Genomic DNA, 16,300 nt, shown 5'->3' with positions numbered 1-16,300 from the left:
TCCGGCCATCAGAGCCGGTCAGAAAACGAGGGGGAGTGAACCGATGTTGTCACTGACACGACAAGATATTGCGCTGAACCAGTCAGCCAATGATAAAGCCGCTGCAATTTCTGCCCTGGCGGGCGAGCTGACCCGGCAAGGACTGGTAGCTGAGGGCTATGTCAAAGGTATGCTGGCCCGTGAAGCTCAGAATTCTACGTTTTTGGGTAGCGGTATTGCCATTCCGCATGGTACGACCGATACCCGGGATCTGGTCAACCAGACTGGGGTGAAAATTCACCATTTCCCTCAGGGGGTCGACTGGGGAGATGGCAACACCGTCTATCTGGCGATCGGGATTGCGGCCAAGTCTGATGAGCATCTGGGTATTCTGAAGCAACTGACCAAAGTGCTGTCGGCAGACGGGGTCGCTGAACAGATTCAACAGTGCAGCAGTGAAGCGGCGCTCATTGCCTTGCTGAATGGTGAAACCCAGCTTGAAGCTGATTTTGATGCCGAGCTGATTGCACTGAAATTCCCGGCGACCGACTTACTGCAACTGACCGCGGTTGCTGCGGGTTTGATTAAAAATCATCAGGCGGCAGGTCATGGGTTTGTGGCCGATGTGATTGCCAGTGGCCCGTCGTATCTGGGGCAGGGGCTGTGGCTGGCGAAAAGCCGTCAGGATGTATCCCGTACTGCATTATCATTCGTGACACCGTCACAAAATGTCACGCATCAGAGCCAGCCGGTCAAAGGTCTGCTGATGATTGCCGCAGGCAATGGCACTTATCAAAAGCCACTCAAACAGATTTCCCGGTTGCTGTATCAGCAACAACTGCATGTATTGTTTGAAACTGAAGCGGCAAAGCTGCCTTCTCTCCTGACTGAATCTGAGTTCACTGAATCCGGTTCTCAGGTCAGCGCGGATGCCAATACTGCGGTTTATCAAATTCGCAATGCGCATGGTCTGCATGCCCGCCCGGGTGCCATGCTGGTGAGCGTCGCTAAGAAATTTGAGGCGGCGATTCAGGTTCGCAATTTGCAGGGTGGCGGTGCTGCGGTGAACGCGAAAAGCCTGATGAAAGTGATTGCGCTGGGGGTGAAACAGGGTCATGAGCTGGAATTCACCGCAGAGGGTGCAGATGCATCTCTGGCGCTGAACGCGATTGGTGATGCCATCGCGGCGGGTCTGGGTGAAGGTAAATAGAAGAGGGCAAATCAATGAATACCCAGACAACAGGTATGGCGAAACCAAAAGTGGTGGCGGTGAATCTGAATCCGGCACTGGATTTAACCGGCAACCTTCCTTTGCTGGAACCGGGCACAGTCAATCTGATCTCAACAAGCACTCTGCATCCGGCCGGGAAGGGCGTCAATGTGGCCCGGGTTCTGGCTGAACTGGGCGCAGCGGTGACCGTGACGGGATTGCTGGGCACGGAGAATCAGGATCCTTTCTGTGAGCTGTTTGCTCAGTTTGGCATTGAAGATGCCTTTGTTCGCGTGCCGGGCTCAAGCCGGATCAACGTCAAACTGGTGGAAGCCAGTGGCCGTGTCAGTGATATCAATTTTCCGGGTGTTGTGGTGACTGAGGACGATGTTGCTGCCATGGCACAAAAACTGTTCGAACTGGCTGAGCAACATGAGGTGTTTGTGATGGCCGGGAGCCTGCCGGTCGGTCTGCGTCCGGAGACTTGCGCGCAATGGATCAAAGACCTGAAATCACTGGGCAAAAAGGTGTTGTTTGACAGCAGTAATGATGCGCTGAAAGCGGGTGTGCTGGCTTCTCCCTGGCTGGTGAAACCCAATGATGAAGAGTTATCTGCACTCTGCGGCAAAGCACTGGACACTCAGCCTCAGTTACGGGCCGCCGCAGAGAGACTGCACCGGCAGGACATCCGAAATGTTGTGGTGTCACTGGGTGCTGCGGGGGTGATGTGGCTGGATGAATCGGGATGGCTGCAATCTCAGCCGCCGAAAATGACGGTCGTCAGCACGGTGGGTGCCGGGGATACCCTGGTGGCAGGCTTGTGCTGGGGAGCACTGAATGACTGGAATAAACAAGAAACACTGACGTTTGCGACAGCTTTGTCCGCACTGGCGGTCACCCAGGTGGGTGTGGGTGTGCCGGATGCGGCGGTGCTGCAACAAACGCTGGAAAGTGTTCAGATTTTAAATGAGATGCCTGTTGGCCAAAACGTGAACGTTGAATGACAAAGGTGACGACATGAAGATAGCAATACTGACCGCTTGTCCGAGCGGAATCGCAAATACAGTGATTGCGGCGGGGCTGATGGAGCAAGCCGCAAAAGACCTGAACTGGCAGGCTGAGATTGAATGTCAGTCCAGTATCCTGCCGGTACAGACCTTGTCTGAGGCAATGATTGCGCAGGCCGATGCGGTTGTCGTGATCGCCGATTGCCCGGTGGATCTGAATCGTTTTGTGGATAAAAAACTCTTTCAGGGTGGGATGGCCGCCTGTCTGGCCGACCCCAAAGGCTTTCTTGAAAACGCGGTTGCCGGTGCAACTGCGCTGGAAGAGGCGCCTGTAGTCACTTCCGTGCGTGCACCGGTTTCAGCGTCCGCCGCACAGCGGATTGTCGCTATTACGGCTTGTCCGACCGGTGTTGCGCACACCTTTATGGCCGCAGAAGCGCTGGAAGATGAAGCCAAACGTCAGGGATATGACATCAAGGTTGAAACTCGCGGTTCCGTGGGTGCAAAAAATCAGCTGACTGAAGCGGATATTTCCGCAGCCGATCTGGTGATCATTGCAGCGGATATCGAAGTCGACCTGAGCCGTTTTCAGGGCAAAAAACTGTATAAAACCAGTACCGGTGCCGCGCTGAAGAAAACCCGGCAGGAAATCGACAACGCTTTTGCTTCGGCTGTGGTGTATCAGGGTAAAGCCGCGGGTTCGTCTTCAGAACAGACTGCCAAAGAAGAGAAAGCCGGACCCTATAAACACCTGATGACCGGGGTGTCTCACATGTTGCCGCTCGTCGTTGCCGGAGGGCTGGCAATCGCGCTGTCGTTTGTTTTTGGCATTGAAGCGTTTAAAGAAGAAGGCACACTGGCTGCTGCACTGATGCAAATCGGCGGGAGTTCAGCCTTTGCCCTGATGATTCCGGTTCTGGCGGGCTATATTGCTTATTCGATTGCCGACCGTCCGGGTCTGGCGCCGGGTCTGATTGGCGGGATGCTGGCCAGTTCGACCGGGGCAGGTTTTCTGGGTGGGATCGTCGCCGGTTTCCTGGCCGGTTATAGTGCCAAACTGGTGGCGGAACAGGTTCGTTTGCCTGCATCTATGGAAGCGCTGAAGCCGATTCTGATTATTCCCCTGATCGCCAGTCTGATCACGGGTCTGGTCATGATTTATATTGTCGGTGGCCCAGTGTCTGCGGCAATGACAGGTTTGACAGAATTCCTGAATAACATGGGCTCTGCCAATGCGGTGCTACTGGGGATTTTGCTGGGCTGCATGATGTGCTTTGATTTAGGCGGCCCGGTCAACAAAGCGGCATACACCTTTGGTGTTGGCTTACTGGCATCGCATACATATGGCCCCATGGCTGCGGTGATGGCTGCTGGGATGGTGCCTGCGCTGGGGATGGGGCTGGCAACGTTTCTGGCGAAGCGGAAATTCAGTCTGCCGGAACAGGAAGCGGGCAAGGCTTCCTTTGTGTTGGGCCTGTGCTTTATCTCTGAAGGAGCCATTCCGTTTGCGGCACGTGATCCGATGCGGGTGATTCCAAGCTGTATGGCCGGTGGTGCGCTGACTGGTGCGTTATCCATGCTGTTCGGCGCTAAGCTCATGGCACCCCATGGTGGTTTGTTCGTCCTATTTATTCCGAATGCCATCACACCTGTGTTGATGTATCTGGTTGCGATCGCCGCGGGAACGATGCTGACCGGTGTGACTTATGCTTTCCTGAAACGCACCGAAGAAGCACAGCTGGCGACTGCATAAAGAGGACAGTGAACAAGCGCAGTCAACAACTTTGCGTTGCAAGCCTGAAACAGAAAAGAGCCCCAGACATGAATGTCTGGGGCTTGCCACCGCTGCCTACTGAATCTGTGGGCTCGGTATCCTTGTTTTGCCGCTCTGCTTTCCCCAAAAACGCAATCCAGAACAGCTCAAATACCAACCGCGTTGTTTTAATGTAGGCTCTCCGTGCGATCAATGATTGCCTGTCAGGCGAACGCGCAATGATTCCCAATTATTGTTATAGACTCAATGTCATCGGTGATGCATTGATGTTGTTATGGTTCTTGTCGATCCGATATCTGCAAAGGTTCCATTTGCTTTATTCCTGAACCGCGTAAAGGATCTCATCATCACTGGTGATCAGCAGATAAGCGTCGCCGGGTTGCAAATCCGGGATACCGCATAAATTCAACTGCTGAGGCACAAGCCCGGTGCCCGCTTCTCCTTTGGTGGCCGAAACTTCAAATTGGTCATTACAGCCGGCCATGAGAATGGGTGATGACACTTTACCGGCAGAAACATTTGTTGCTCCGGAAGCGGTTGCCGACTCGTAATCAATTCTGATATCCGTATTCGAAAAGACCCTGAACTGATACTGATCCGAAGGCACCTCATTGTGGCTTCTCCGAAGAGATGTCACTTGAAAACTGTTTGTCGTTTCCCCATTGAGCCAGGCAATTACCCACCAGTTTTCACCGCTATTGAGCTGAGTATTGGTTTGTGCGGGTTCCTCTTCAAGCTGATATTTGCTGTCCCAGATACCGATACTGATATCCAATGCTGAGCTGCCCCCCCAGCGATGAGTATACTCACGGTGAGATTCGTGACTGACCGGTCCGGCTTTCAGATGAGTCTGAGTGAACAAATCCTCACTGGTCGCATCGGCACCATTTTTTACAAAAGCATCAACCTGATCGCGCGCTGTATTCACAAACGTCAGTTTTGCCTGCTTATCCAGTTGGCCATTGCTGCCAGTTGCATTGTTGTCAGAACCACCAGAGCCGCCACAGGCAGACACGGTGAGCGCAATCCCCAGACCTAATGTGAAACACCAGCATGGCTTCATCATCTGCCACCTCAAACTCAAATGGGATTAATTTATTCTTTTGTTAGTAAGCATATTGCAACCAATGGCGATTTTTTGAGGATTTCCAGGGTGTCAGAAAAGTTTTCATTAATTAGTTCAATTCGTGAGGTTTTTTGGCTCTCAAAGCTGAGACAAGCCCTCGTTCCAAGGGGAAAAGAGGACGCCTCGGGGGGAGGAGAACACGAAGCTGAGGGGAGAAAGAATGACGAAGCCATGGGACGAGACCGATGGCTTCGTTAATTTTATAACATTATCACTATCACTTTGTTAACACATGCGACGCTTGAGGCCGCTGATGTCTAATAACCGGGTTGAGATTTCTTCAACAGAAAGCGATGTGGTATTGAGATAAGGAATGGCTTCCCGGCGGAACATAGCTTCGACTTTGGCAAGCTCGCTCTCACATTGATTTTCACTTGCATACTGACTGTTGGCATAACGCTCATTCCGAATGGTCACCAGACGTTCGGTATCAATGGTCAGGCCGTAGGTTTTGTAACGGTGCGGTTCGATTTCTTTGGGTAGTTTCAGGCTGCTCATATCATCCGCAATGAACGGGTAATTGACGGCGCGGATCCCGAACTGCATCGCCAGATACAGGCTGGTTGGGGTTTTCCCGCAGCGTGAAACACCCAGCAGAATAATATCTGCTTTATCCAGGTTATTCAGAGAGATTCCATCGTCGTGGGCGAGGGTATATTCGATCGCTGCAATCCGATCCTGATAGCTTGCCGCATCACGGCTGATACTGTGTGAACGCCCCAGCATGGCATTGGGTATCATGTTCAGATCCTGACTAAGCGGCTGCACCAGTGCATCCAGCACATCGTAGAGTTTCGCCTGGCTTTGATTGATGATCGCTTTGACGTCAGGCAGCACAATGGAGAAAAACACCAGCGGCTCAATGCCGGATTCCCGGTAGGCGGCATCAATTTTATCTTTCACTTGCTGAGCGCGTTCAATGGTTTCAACAAAAGGGAGGGTTGTTTGACGAATCTCCAGATCGAATTGACCCAGTACAGCATGACCAAGTGTTTCAGAAGTAATCGCTGTGCCGTCAGAAACGTAAAATACATCACGAAAATCAGATTTGCGGCGCATAATAAGTTGAGTCCTTTAAATGTTCCTGTAACGATTGGGGCTGACAAACAATCTATAACTATAACCCTACAGGGTAAGTGTTCTGCTGAGCAAGCTTTTGCTAGCAGTTTGTCTCGAACGGAATCTATTCTGAAGCAAGTTTTTTTTGAATGCTAAAGCAATCGTTTTCGTTGAGAGTTTGCCCACACAATACAGCTGATCCAATACAAGGAGACTTCCCGTGCAACAGAATGTTGTTTGGTATGACGCTTTATCGATGAATGATGTTGATAAAGTTGGTGGTAAGAACGCATCGCTGGGCGAAATGGTCGCCAATCTCGCGAATGCTGGCGTGAAAGTACCGAATGGTTACGCAACAACATCTTATGCATTCAACCAGTTTCTGGAAGCCAATCACCTGAATGATCGCATTTACGATCTGCTGGATAAGCTGGATGTTGATGATGTGAATGCGCTGAAACAGGCGGGTGAAACGATTCGTAAATGGGTTTACGAAGCACCGCTACCAACTGAACTGGAGCAGGAAATTCGTAAATGCTATGTGGCGTTGGGTGAAGGCGACGACATGCTGTCTGTCGCTGTGCGTTCCTCCGCAACTGCAGAAGATCTGCCGGATGCCTCTTTCGCCGGTCAGCAGGAAACTTTCCTCAACGTGCGCGGCATCGATTCTGTCATCGAAGCCGTGAAACACGTTTTTGCTTCTCTGTTCAACGACCGTGCTATTTCTTACCGCGTGCATCAGGGCTTCGACCATAAAGGTGTCGCACTGTCTGCCGGTATTCAGCGCATGGTGCGTTCTGACAAAGCGTCTTCTGGCGTGATGTTCACCCTGGATACTGAATCTGGTTTCGATCAGGTTGTCTTCATCACCTCATCTGTGGGCCTGGGTGAAATGGTTGTGCAGGGCGCAGTCAACCCCGACGAGTTTTATGTGCACAAACCAACGCTGGTAGCTGGAAATCCTGCTGTTGTTCGCCGGACACTCGGCTCGAAGATGCAGAAAATGGTCTATGGCGAAGGCAAGGAACTGGGCACTCAGGTTGTGATTCAGGAGACAACACCTGAAGAGCAAAACAGCTTCTCGCTGACCGATGATGAAATCGAATCATTGGCGAAACAGGCCATGATCATCGAAAAACATTATGGTCGTCCAATGGACATCGAGTGGGCGAAAGATGGGATTACCGGTGAGCTGCTGATCGTTCAGGCGCGTCCGGAAACCGTGCGTTCCCGCGATGATGCCAACGTGATGGAGCGCTTCCATCTGAACGGTCAGGGTAAATCTCTGGTGGAAGGCCGTGCGATTGGTCAGCGCATCGGCACCGGTGTGGTTCGTGTGGTCAACGAACTGGATGAGATGGATCAGGTTCAGGCCGGTGATGTGCTGGTGGCAGACATGACCGACCCGGATTGGGAACCTGTCATGAAGAAAGCGGCTGCGATTGTGACCAACCGCGGTGGCCGTACCTGTCACGCAGCGATCATCGCGCGTGAGCTGGGCATTCCGGCAGTGGTTGGTTGTGGTAATGCAACGTCACTGTTGCAGGATGGCCAAACCGTCACCGTATCCTGTGCACAGGGTGAAACCGGTTATATCTACGAAGGCGAGCTGGATTTTGAAATCCGTCGTTCAGAAGTCGATAACCTGCCTGAATTACCGCTGAAAGTCATGATGAACGTGGGTAACCCGGATCGTGCATTCGACTTTGCCTGTATTCCAAATGAAGGTGTGGGTCTGGCGCGTCTGGAATTCATCATCAACAAGATGATCGGCATTCACCCGAAAGCGCTGCTCAACTACGACGCGCAGTCGGATGAGCTGAAAGCCGAAATCGACCGTCGCATTGCGGGCTACGCTGATCCGGTTGAGTTCTACATTCAGAAACTGACCGAAGGGATCTCAACGCTGGCCGCAGCATTCTGGCCGAAACGCGTGATCGTTCGAATGTCAGACTTCAAATCGAACGAATACCGCAATCTGGTTGGCGGTGTGAACTTCGAACCGGTTGAAGAAAACCCGATGATTGGTTTCCGTGGTGCATCCCGCTACGTGTCGCCTCAGTTCCAGGACTGCTTTGCACTGGAATGTGAAGCGATTAAACGTGTTCGCAATACCATGGGCCTGCGCAACGTCGAAATCATGATCCCGTTCGTACGCACCGTGAGCGAAGCGGCTTCTGTGATTGACCTGCTGGCGAAATTCGACCTGCGTCGCGGCGAGAATGGCCTGAAAGTCATCATGATGTGTGAGTTGCCATCGAACGCAATTCTGGCCGAAGAGTTTCTGAAGTACTTCGACGGCTTCTCGATTGGTTCAAACGACATGACGCAGTTGACGCTGGGTCTGGACCGTGACTCCGGTGAAATCGCCCATATGTTTGATGAGCGCAACGAAGCCGTGAAAGCCATGTTGTCGATGGCGATTAAGGCGGCTCGCAAAGCTGGTAAGTACGTCGGTATCTGTGGTCAGGGCCCGTCTGACCATGACGATCTGGCTGAGTGGCTGATGGAGCAGGGCATTGACTCTGTTTCCCTGAACCCGGATACCGTGGTCGAAACCTGGCTGCATCTGGCGAAGAAATAATTGCCTGTCGCTCAGACAAAATGAAAGCCGAAGCCCGCGCCAGTCGCGGGCTTTTTGTCACTCAAGTCATCGTTGAATGCATGGTTTCTATGTGCATTATTTCGGTATGCATTGTTTCGGTATGCATCGTCTCTAAATACAGCGTTTCGAGGCTTGTGAAAACAGGTATTCACAGTGTTCAATCTTTCATCGTATTGCTGTTATTTATCAATCACTTATCATTTCATATTTCCCTCGATATCACACTCGTTGTCTAAGCAGAGTGATCCTTATGCATAGAGTTAAAACTCTAGATTGATATGCAATCTGCTCAGTGAAACCCTATGTGCATCGGCAGGCGGATTCTGCTGATTTTATTCAATCATTGCATTTCGAGAGAGAAAGATGTTTAAAAAGAAATTATCTGTGGTGGTGCTGGCATCACTGGGTCTGTTTGGTTGTGGTTCGGACGACGATAAAAAAGCGGTTGAAGAAATTGCTAAACCGGCAGGTTTGAATATTCAGGTTGAGTTTTATAATGAAGTTCCGGCATTGTTGACTGATGATCAAGAATTGAAGGTTCAGTTTGGTTTTGACATTGACAATTCTGGCGACATTGTAGCATCCAGAGACTTTATTATTGAAGCAAATTTTAAAAACGGGAAATCCAGTGTTTTTTTTGAAGCAATGTCATCAGCTATAAGAGAAAAAAAAGAAGAATATGGTTCTTATAACGTTGTAGAACAACTGGGAACGGCAAAGTTAGAAACAATTGATGGTAAATCTGTTGTGAACATCAATATTTTACCACAGCCCGTTTTAGCGACAGAGAAGGATAAGGAAACAGATGTTCTGGTTGGTTCAGAGAAAGATGATCCGATCCTCAACGGCTACCTAGCAAGAATGGCTGCAGCAAAGCAAGCACCAGCGATGAATGCAGGAGTAAGGTATAGAGATCATTCATCACGAGTAGGTTCTGAAGATTATCTCATTGATGGTGACGCAGGGGTTCAGTTGAATTCTAACAGCATTTTTGATCCGAAAGATGATTATCAACAAGAAGCTAATTACGCTGATATCGAGCGAGTTTCATTTAGCTTCGATTAATCGTAAAAATATAAGCCCGCAATTGCGGGCTTATTTGCTTACAGGCTTATCATGCAGAGGGTGTTTTAAAAAGTCATCGAAGTCATGAGGTCGCGTAACTGGACTTTATCAGTGATCGATTTCTTGCATCTAGCAAGGCATCAGAGTTGTGTCATCATTCATCACTTTATCTCTATGATCAATTGTTTGTCTTCAAAACCTCCCCTCAATATCGCACTTGTTGTTTAAGCCGTGTGATCCTTATGCATAGAGTTAAAACTCTAGATTGATATGCAATTTGCTCAGTGAAACCCTATGTGCATCAGCTGGCGGATTCTGCTGATTTTATTCAATCATTGCATTTCGAGAGAGAAAAATGTTTAAAAAGAAATTATCCGTCGTCATGTTGGCATCACTGGGTCTGTTTGGTTGTGGTTCGGACGACGATAAAAAAGCGGTTGAAGAAATTGCTAAACCGGCAGGTTTGAATGTTCAGGTTGAGTTTTATAATGAGATCCCATCTTTTGAGAATCGGAGAGCATTTCGGATCGAGTTTTTATTTGATTTGAATAACTCAGGTGATGTAAACCTTTATGAGGAAGGGGACCTATTTTTTACGACAATTATTGATGAAAATGAGAAAGAAAACTTTGTTAGCATTGGTAAATATAGGTTAACTGATGAAGCAGAAATTGGCTCAGAATTAAATTTCCCGGTCAAAACCTTAGGGTATTCTAATTTATCAAAGAAAGATGGGAAGTCAGTATTCACATTTAAGATACTTAATGAATTGGAATTGGTTGAGTCTGATTCATCTGAAAGAAAAGAAAAAATGGATACTACTGTAAGTGAATATGAGCGGTTAGTTAAATCCATTAATGGAAACACACCCATCTCAATTCGTGCTTTTTATTGGGGGAATGGCGTTAATAGTGGGGATTACATCGGGAGGAATGTTCCGACCCAAGGAAGTATCTTATCTATTCATGATTCAAAAGATGATTATGAAGGTGATTTCAATTATGTTGATATTGATAGCGTTACATTTACCTTCAATTGAACATGAATTGTTTAGTTAGTTTTATTAAATCTCTTCAATGCAGCGTTAAATGCCATTCACGCAAATACGGGAATCCAAATAAGGCAAAGTGTAAACTGTCTTTTTCAAAAGATTATCGGCTGAAATCACCAAGGTCACTTCGGAATTTGAGCATTTCAACTAGATCCCCGCATGAGCGGGGATGACACTTATTTGAAGTGCTTCATTCCATTATTTTATTTCACCGCTCCTCAACCACATCCACCACGGCTTTATCCTTCCGCCGGGTAAACGCAATTCCGGTCACCAGAACCGAAAACCCGAGACAGACCCAAACCGGGAGTTGTGGAGAAATCACCACAGTACTCGCGAGCAGAGAGGCCAGACCGTAGCCCAGCGTATGTGACATCGAAATCAAACCGGCGATTTTACCCGATTGTTCCGGGTTGGTCTGGGTTGCCATGGAGGTGTAGGCGGGCACCAGCAAGGCTGCGCCAATGGCTGAGGCAACCATAGCGATGTTAAAGATCCAGAATGATGTGTTGAGGAAAAGCACAAACCCGATCAGCAGGGCAATGCCGCCCAGCCGATACATTGATTCGATGTCCAGTTTTTTCTTTTTGATCACCAGCACCTGTGTCAGCAAGGTAAATGCGGCGCTCAACGTTAGCAGCAAACCAATGGCCTGACTGATCTCGTCTGTGGTCCAGGCGGTAATTGAACCAATCAGGGGTGACAGGCTGTATTGCAGTAATGCCACAACGGCGCAGAGCAGCAATCCTGTCAGGAGAAACGGCAGCAGGGTGAGGTCAGGCAATTTACCGGTTTTCTGTTGTGTTGTTGTCTGCGCTGTGTTCGGCGTGAAAGCCGGTTTCGGCAGCCAGCAGGCACCAAGCAATGCAATGACAGGAAATGCGACCATCAGCATCACGGGCGCGTAGGTATGAAGTTTCAGAGCGCCCATCGCCAGTAGCGGGCCAATCAAACGGCCTGTGCTCAACCCAATACTGACTGACGTAATGGCCTGCAGGCGATTCTGGCTGCCGCAGAGTAAAATCGCCCAGTGCTGGCTGGCGGGCACCATGCCAGCCACGGTACAACCGTAAATGATGCGGGCAAAGACAAGCCCGGCAAGCCACAAATAAGTCTGTTCGCTGAATTCATTACTGAGGGCGGTGAAGGTGAGTAAGAGTAAGAAACTGACAGCCATGCCAGCCAGTGCCTGTAAGACAACCGTTTTCGGTCCGTTCCGGTCACTGAAACTGCCCCAGAACGGCGCAGCAGGCAGAAACAGGAAACTGCCGATCGCAATCACTATCGACCAGGTGGGTAATCCAAATGCCGAATGTTCAACGAGGAAGGGGAGTGAAACAAGCAGGCCGTTTTGCCCGATGCCCATCAAGGCGGCGATGAGTCCGATCAGTGTCAGATGAAGTCGATGAGAAGTACGGCTGGCATCCTGGGTCATGGTCCCTTCCTGGCTGGAAAATCAGAGAACTACCGAAACAAAAGAGAACTATTCGTGTTCTCACTAAAATGAGTGACGGCTATCCTACATCGAAATAATGCTTGTGAAAACTATTATCATTCACAGTAGGCTGTGGTAGAGTTCGTGCACTTTGTTGTGCAACACATTACCGCATTCATGTACCAACTCATTGATGTTGCCTTTGATGTGGAAGGGAAGCGGATTCTCCATCCTACCTCACTGGCCTTTGAAACCGGAAAAATCACGACCTTGCTGGGCCATAACGGCTGTGGCAAGTCTACCCTGATGAAACTGCTCAGCAGACAAAATGTGCCTGCGTCCGGTCAGGTCTTGCTTAATCATCAGCCGGTTCAGCAGCTCGACAGTAAAGCCTTTGCACTTAATGTGGCTTATCTGCCACAGCATCCGCCGATCACCGATGGCGTCACCGTCCGGGAGCTGGTGTGTTTCGGTCGTTATCCCTGGAAGGGCGCTTTTGGCCGCTATAACCGGGAAGATTATGATCTGGTGGACGAGGCCATTGAACGGGTCGGTCTGACGCCATTTGCCAATCGCTTTGTGGCGACGCTTTCAGGCGGTGAAAGACAGAGAGCCTGGGTTGCGATGCTGCTCGCTCAGCAGAGCCAGTGTATTTTACTGGATGAACCGACTTCCGCGCTGGATGTGGCGCATCAGTACGAATTATTGCATTTGATCCGGGAACTGAATGAGAGTTTAGGGTTGACGGTGATTATGGTGCTGCATGACGTCAACATGGCCGCCAAATTCAGTGATCATCTGATTGCTTTGCATTCAGGCAAGGTGATTGCACAAGGCACACCAGAGCTCATGATGACACCTGAAGTCCTCAAAAATATCTATGGTATGGAACTGGCATTGTTCGCGCATCCTCAAACGGGTCAGCCAATCAGCTACATTCCATAACAACAAGCACAGGGAAAGATTGTGAAGAAACTGATCGCGTTCCTTTTGGCCGCACTGGCTTTGCCGGTTCAGGCAATGATGGTGAAGCATGAACTGGGCGAAACGGAACTGACAGAAACTCCGAAAAAAGTGGTGGCCTTGGATTGGGCCTTGACGGAAACCGTCTTGAGTCTGGGTGTGACACCGGAAGGGGTCGCCGACGAGGACGGTTATCGCACTTGGGTGGGAGAACCCAAGCTTCCGGAATCTGTGGTGAATGTCGGTTCCCGTCGGGAGCCAAATTTGGAATTACTGGCAGAAATAAAGCCAGACGTGATTCTGATCAGTAAACACATGAGTCCGGTTTATCAACAGCTCAGTGCGATTGCCCCAACCCTGGTGTATTCGATTTACAGCGAGAGCAAAACACCGATGGCGAATGCGGTGTCAGTGACCGAGCAGTTAGGTCGGGTGCTGAATCAGGAAGCTCAGGCCAAAGCAGTGATTGAAGCAACCACAGCGCGCCTGAAACAAAACGGTGACAAAGTACTTGCTTCTGCTTCGGGCCAGAAACCGCTGATGTTTGTGCGTTTCATCAATGATAAAACGTTGCGCATCCATAGCGAAGGCTCTCTGGCTCAGGACACGATGACTGTGATGGGGTTGAAAAATGACTGGCAGGAGCCAACCAATCTTTGGGGGTTCACGACGGCAGGCATTGAAAAAATGGCAGAACACCAGTCCAGTAACGTGATGATTTTTGGCCCGTTAACTGCGGATGAACGACAGAAACTGACGGCATCGCCGCTCTGGCAGGCCATGGCTTTCACCCGTTCGGATGCAGTGTATGAATTACCGGCAATCTGGACCTTCGGTGGTCTGGTTTCTGCCCAGCGTTTCAGCGACCATATTACCCAGCTATTGATACAGAACTAATGCAGTCCCAAGTTTCATCCACGAATTCTTTTGTACGATCGGGCCAGATAGCTCGGTCGTTTTTCATTTTTACATTCCTGATTGTCACGGTGAGTTTTCTGCTCAACTGGACGGTTCCCTATGCACAGGGATTGCCGCTCCTCTGGCAGACGCTGGTCCATTATGACCCGGCGAATTATCAGCATTTGATTGTGCATCTGACCTATCTGCCGCGACTGACCGTGGCGATTCTCTGTGGCTTTTCTCTGGCGGTCGCGGGGGCGGTGATGCAGTTTGTTCTGCGCAACCCAATTGCTTCGCCGACCACACTCGGGGTGGCCTCTGGTGCGGAACTGGGCATGGTGCTAGGGATTTTGTTGTTGCCCGTTTCTGTCTCGGTGCCTTCTTTTATTCCTGCGTTTTTGGGGGGAAGTCTGGCAACGGCACTGGTGTTTCTGCTCTCAGCAAAACGGGGATTTGCCCCCGTCCATATGGTGCTGGCGGGCATGGTGATCAGTCTGTTCTTTGGCTCCATCAATACCATGTTGTTACTTTTGCATGAGCAGAAGCTGTCTTCCGTTTTTATCTGGGGAGCGGGGACGCTGAACCAGAATGGTTGGGCAACGGTTCAGACATTACTCCCAATGACGCTGCTGCCACTGGCCGCATTATTGCTGTTACAGCGGCCGCTTGCGTCTTTGCAGCTTGGTGAAGGCGTTGCTTCATCACTCGGTGTGAATGTCAAACAAGTCAAGGTGCTCTGCCTTGGATTGGCGATTTTCATGACGGCAACTGTGGTAAGCGAAGTCGGATTGATCGGTTTTGTCGGCATTGTTGCTCCGGCAATTGCCCGTATGATTGGTGCACGCAAACTGTATCAGCATCTCCTCAACAGCGGGTTGGTTGGGGCCTTGATGCTGTTACTGGCAGATTTACTGATTCAGCCGTTTTCCGGTGTCGGTGGAGAAATGCTGCCGACTGGGGCGATGACGGCTTTGATCGGTTCCCCGTTTTTGCTGTGGCTGCTGAGGCGAAAAACGCTGCAATCTGAGCTGCGTGCCCGGGAAGAAGGCGTGCCGCATTATCACCATCGCGACTTCAGCAAAACGGTCTGGCCTTTAGCGGTGATTGCGCTGATTTGTCTGGTCCTGGCCGTGACGGTGGGTCAGAGTCAGCAGGGCTGGGCTTTCTCGCTATCTGAACATCTCTGGGAATACCGGATTCCCCGGGTATTGGTGGCACTGCTTGCCGGGATTGGGCTGGCGTTGGCTGGCACGATCATTCAGCGCGTGACAACAAACCCGATGGCCAGCCCCGAAGTATTGGGGATCAGCTCTGGTGCAGCGCTGGCTTTAGTGATTGGCGCTTTGCTGGGTGTTTCTGTCGAACGTCATGAACAGGTGCTGCTGGGAACGGCAGGGGCCATGGTGGCGACCGGTGTGATCTGGCTGATGGGTAAAAAACATAAGTTTGCTCCCACACAGACGCTGTTGACCGGGATCGCGTTGAGTGCTGGTCTGGATGCCTTTTTGCGGATTGCAATGTCTTCCGGACAGGACAACGTCAGAGCGTTGCTGACCTGGCTGTCTGGTTCAACCTATCTGGTGTCAGTACAGGATGTTGTGTTGCTAGCCGTCGGCGTTGGGATCTTGCTGATTGTGACCCTGTCACTCAGTCGATGGATTGATCTGATCGGGCTGGGCGAAGTCAGTGCTGCCAGTGTTGGCTTGGATTGCAGACGGGTCCGACAAGTTCTGTTGTTGCTGGTGGCTGCCCTGACCACGCTCTGCACCATTGTGATTGGTCCGTTGAGCTTTGTCGGATTACTTGCGCCGCATATGGCGCGCACATTGAATCAGTATTCAGCGCATAAGCAGTTGATCGTCGCCTCGCTACTTGGGGGATGTCTGATGGTGATTGCCGACTGGATCGGGCGAAACCTCTGGTTTCCGTGGCAATTTCCGGCGGGGTTGTTAGCGTCAGTCATTGGCGGGGGCTATTTCTTATATCTGATGAGAAAGTAACCAAGGGTCTATCGTCAGAGACAAATCATGAAGCCAGCGCTGAAGTCGCTGGCTTTTTTTTACCCAATGGTAACGAGATGACACCTCTGGCTTACATCAAATGTGCACGATTTAAAAAAGAATTAA

At 50.3% G+C, this 16,300-nt stretch carries 12 protein-coding genes; 9 read left to right on the top strand and 3 right to left on the bottom strand.

Annotation, left to right across the window (positions count from 1 at the left end; all coding sequences use genetic code 11):
* The first annotated feature begins 43 nt into the window (after nucleotides 1–43).
* Genes fruB through fruA form a run of 3 tightly spaced genes read left to right on the top strand, consistent with a single transcriptional unit; the run spans nucleotide 44 to nucleotide 3,949 of the window.
* Nucleotides 44–1,189: a fused PTS fructose transporter subunit IIA/HPr protein gene (gene fruB / locus EA58_RS10380; protein WP_036752488.1), complete on the top strand. Its 1,146-nt coding sequence runs from the start codon at nucleotides 44–46 to the stop codon at nucleotides 1,187–1,189.
* Nucleotides 1,190–1,203: 14 nt separating this feature from the next.
* On the top strand, nucleotides 1,204–2,193 hold the full coding sequence (gene pfkB / locus EA58_RS10375) for a 1-phosphofructokinase (protein ID WP_036752165.1): 990 nt from the start codon (nucleotides 1,204–1,206) through the stop codon (nucleotides 2,191–2,193).
* Between the two features lie 13 nt (nucleotides 2,194–2,206).
* Nucleotides 2,207–3,949, top strand: coding sequence for a PTS fructose transporter subunit IIBC (gene fruA / locus EA58_RS10370; protein WP_036752485.1), 1,743 nt, complete (start codon nucleotides 2,207–2,209; stop codon nucleotides 3,947–3,949).
* Between the two features lie 337 nt (nucleotides 3,950–4,286).
* Here fruA and EA58_RS10365 read toward each other — a convergent pair whose 3' ends face one another.
* Both EA58_RS10365 and ppsR read right to left on the bottom strand, forming a co-directional pair.
* Nucleotides 4,287–5,036, bottom strand: coding sequence for a hypothetical protein (locus EA58_RS10365; protein WP_036752163.1), 750 nt, complete (start codon nucleotides 5,034–5,036; stop codon nucleotides 4,287–4,289).
* Nucleotides 5,037–5,321: 285 nt separating this feature from the next.
* Complete coding sequence (ppsR, locus tag EA58_RS10355) at nucleotides 5,322–6,155, bottom strand: posphoenolpyruvate synthetase regulatory kinase/phosphorylase PpsR (protein ID WP_036752160.1); 834 nt, start codon at nucleotides 6,153–6,155, stop codon at nucleotides 5,322–5,324.
* Between the two features lie 220 nt (nucleotides 6,156–6,375).
* Between ppsR and ppsA the strand changes: the two genes are divergently transcribed.
* The 3 genes from ppsA to EA58_RS10340 all read left to right on the top strand — a co-directional run bounded on the left by ppsA (nucleotide 6,376) and on the right by EA58_RS10340 (nucleotide 10,864).
* A complete protein-coding gene (ppsA, locus tag EA58_RS10350; RefSeq protein WP_036752158.1) occupies nucleotides 6,376–8,739 on the top strand; it encodes a phosphoenolpyruvate synthase in 2,364 nt (787 codons plus the stop codon).
* Between the two features lie 384 nt (nucleotides 8,740–9,123).
* On the top strand, nucleotides 9,124–9,825 hold the full coding sequence (locus EA58_RS10345; RefSeq protein WP_036752155.1) for a hypothetical protein: 702 nt from the start codon (nucleotides 9,124–9,126) through the stop codon (nucleotides 9,823–9,825).
* Between the two features lie 355 nt (nucleotides 9,826–10,180).
* Nucleotides 10,181–10,864: a hypothetical protein gene (locus tag EA58_RS10340; RefSeq protein WP_036752153.1), complete on the top strand. Its 684-nt coding sequence runs from the start codon at nucleotides 10,181–10,183 to the stop codon at nucleotides 10,862–10,864.
* Between the two features lie 220 nt (nucleotides 10,865–11,084).
* Here EA58_RS10340 and EA58_RS10335 read toward each other — a convergent pair whose 3' ends face one another.
* A complete protein-coding gene (locus EA58_RS10335; protein WP_036752151.1) occupies nucleotides 11,085–12,311 on the bottom strand; it encodes an MFS transporter in 1,227 nt (408 codons plus the stop codon).
* 177 nt (nucleotides 12,312–12,488) lie between these two features.
* On the opposite strand from EA58_RS10335, the gene EA58_RS10330 reads away from it, so the two are divergent.
* The 3 genes from EA58_RS10330 to fhuB are packed head-to-tail and all read left to right on the top strand — an operon-like array spanning nucleotide 12,489 to nucleotide 16,174.
* Nucleotides 12,489–13,256: an ABC transporter ATP-binding protein gene (locus EA58_RS10330; RefSeq protein WP_036752148.1), complete on the top strand. Its 768-nt coding sequence runs from the start codon at nucleotides 12,489–12,491 to the stop codon at nucleotides 13,254–13,256.
* 21 nt (nucleotides 13,257–13,277) lie between these two features.
* A complete protein-coding gene (locus EA58_RS10325; protein WP_036752144.1) occupies nucleotides 13,278–14,171 on the top strand; it encodes an iron-siderophore ABC transporter substrate-binding protein in 894 nt (297 codons plus the stop codon).
* Nucleotides 14,171–16,174, top strand: a complete 2,004-nt coding sequence (fhuB, locus tag EA58_RS10320) for a Fe(3+)-hydroxamate ABC transporter permease FhuB (protein WP_036752142.1) — start codon at nucleotides 14,171–14,173, stop codon at nucleotides 16,172–16,174. Before EA58_RS10325 ends, fhuB begins: the two co-directional genes overlap by 1 nt.
* The last annotated feature ends 126 nt before the right edge of the window (nucleotides 16,175–16,300 follow it).

Source organism: Photobacterium galatheae (assembly GCF_000695255.1).
In the GTDB taxonomy this organism is placed as follows: Bacteria; Pseudomonadota; Gammaproteobacteria; order Enterobacterales; family Vibrionaceae; genus Photobacterium; species Photobacterium galatheae.
This window is presented reverse-complemented; position numbering and strand designations above follow the sequence as displayed.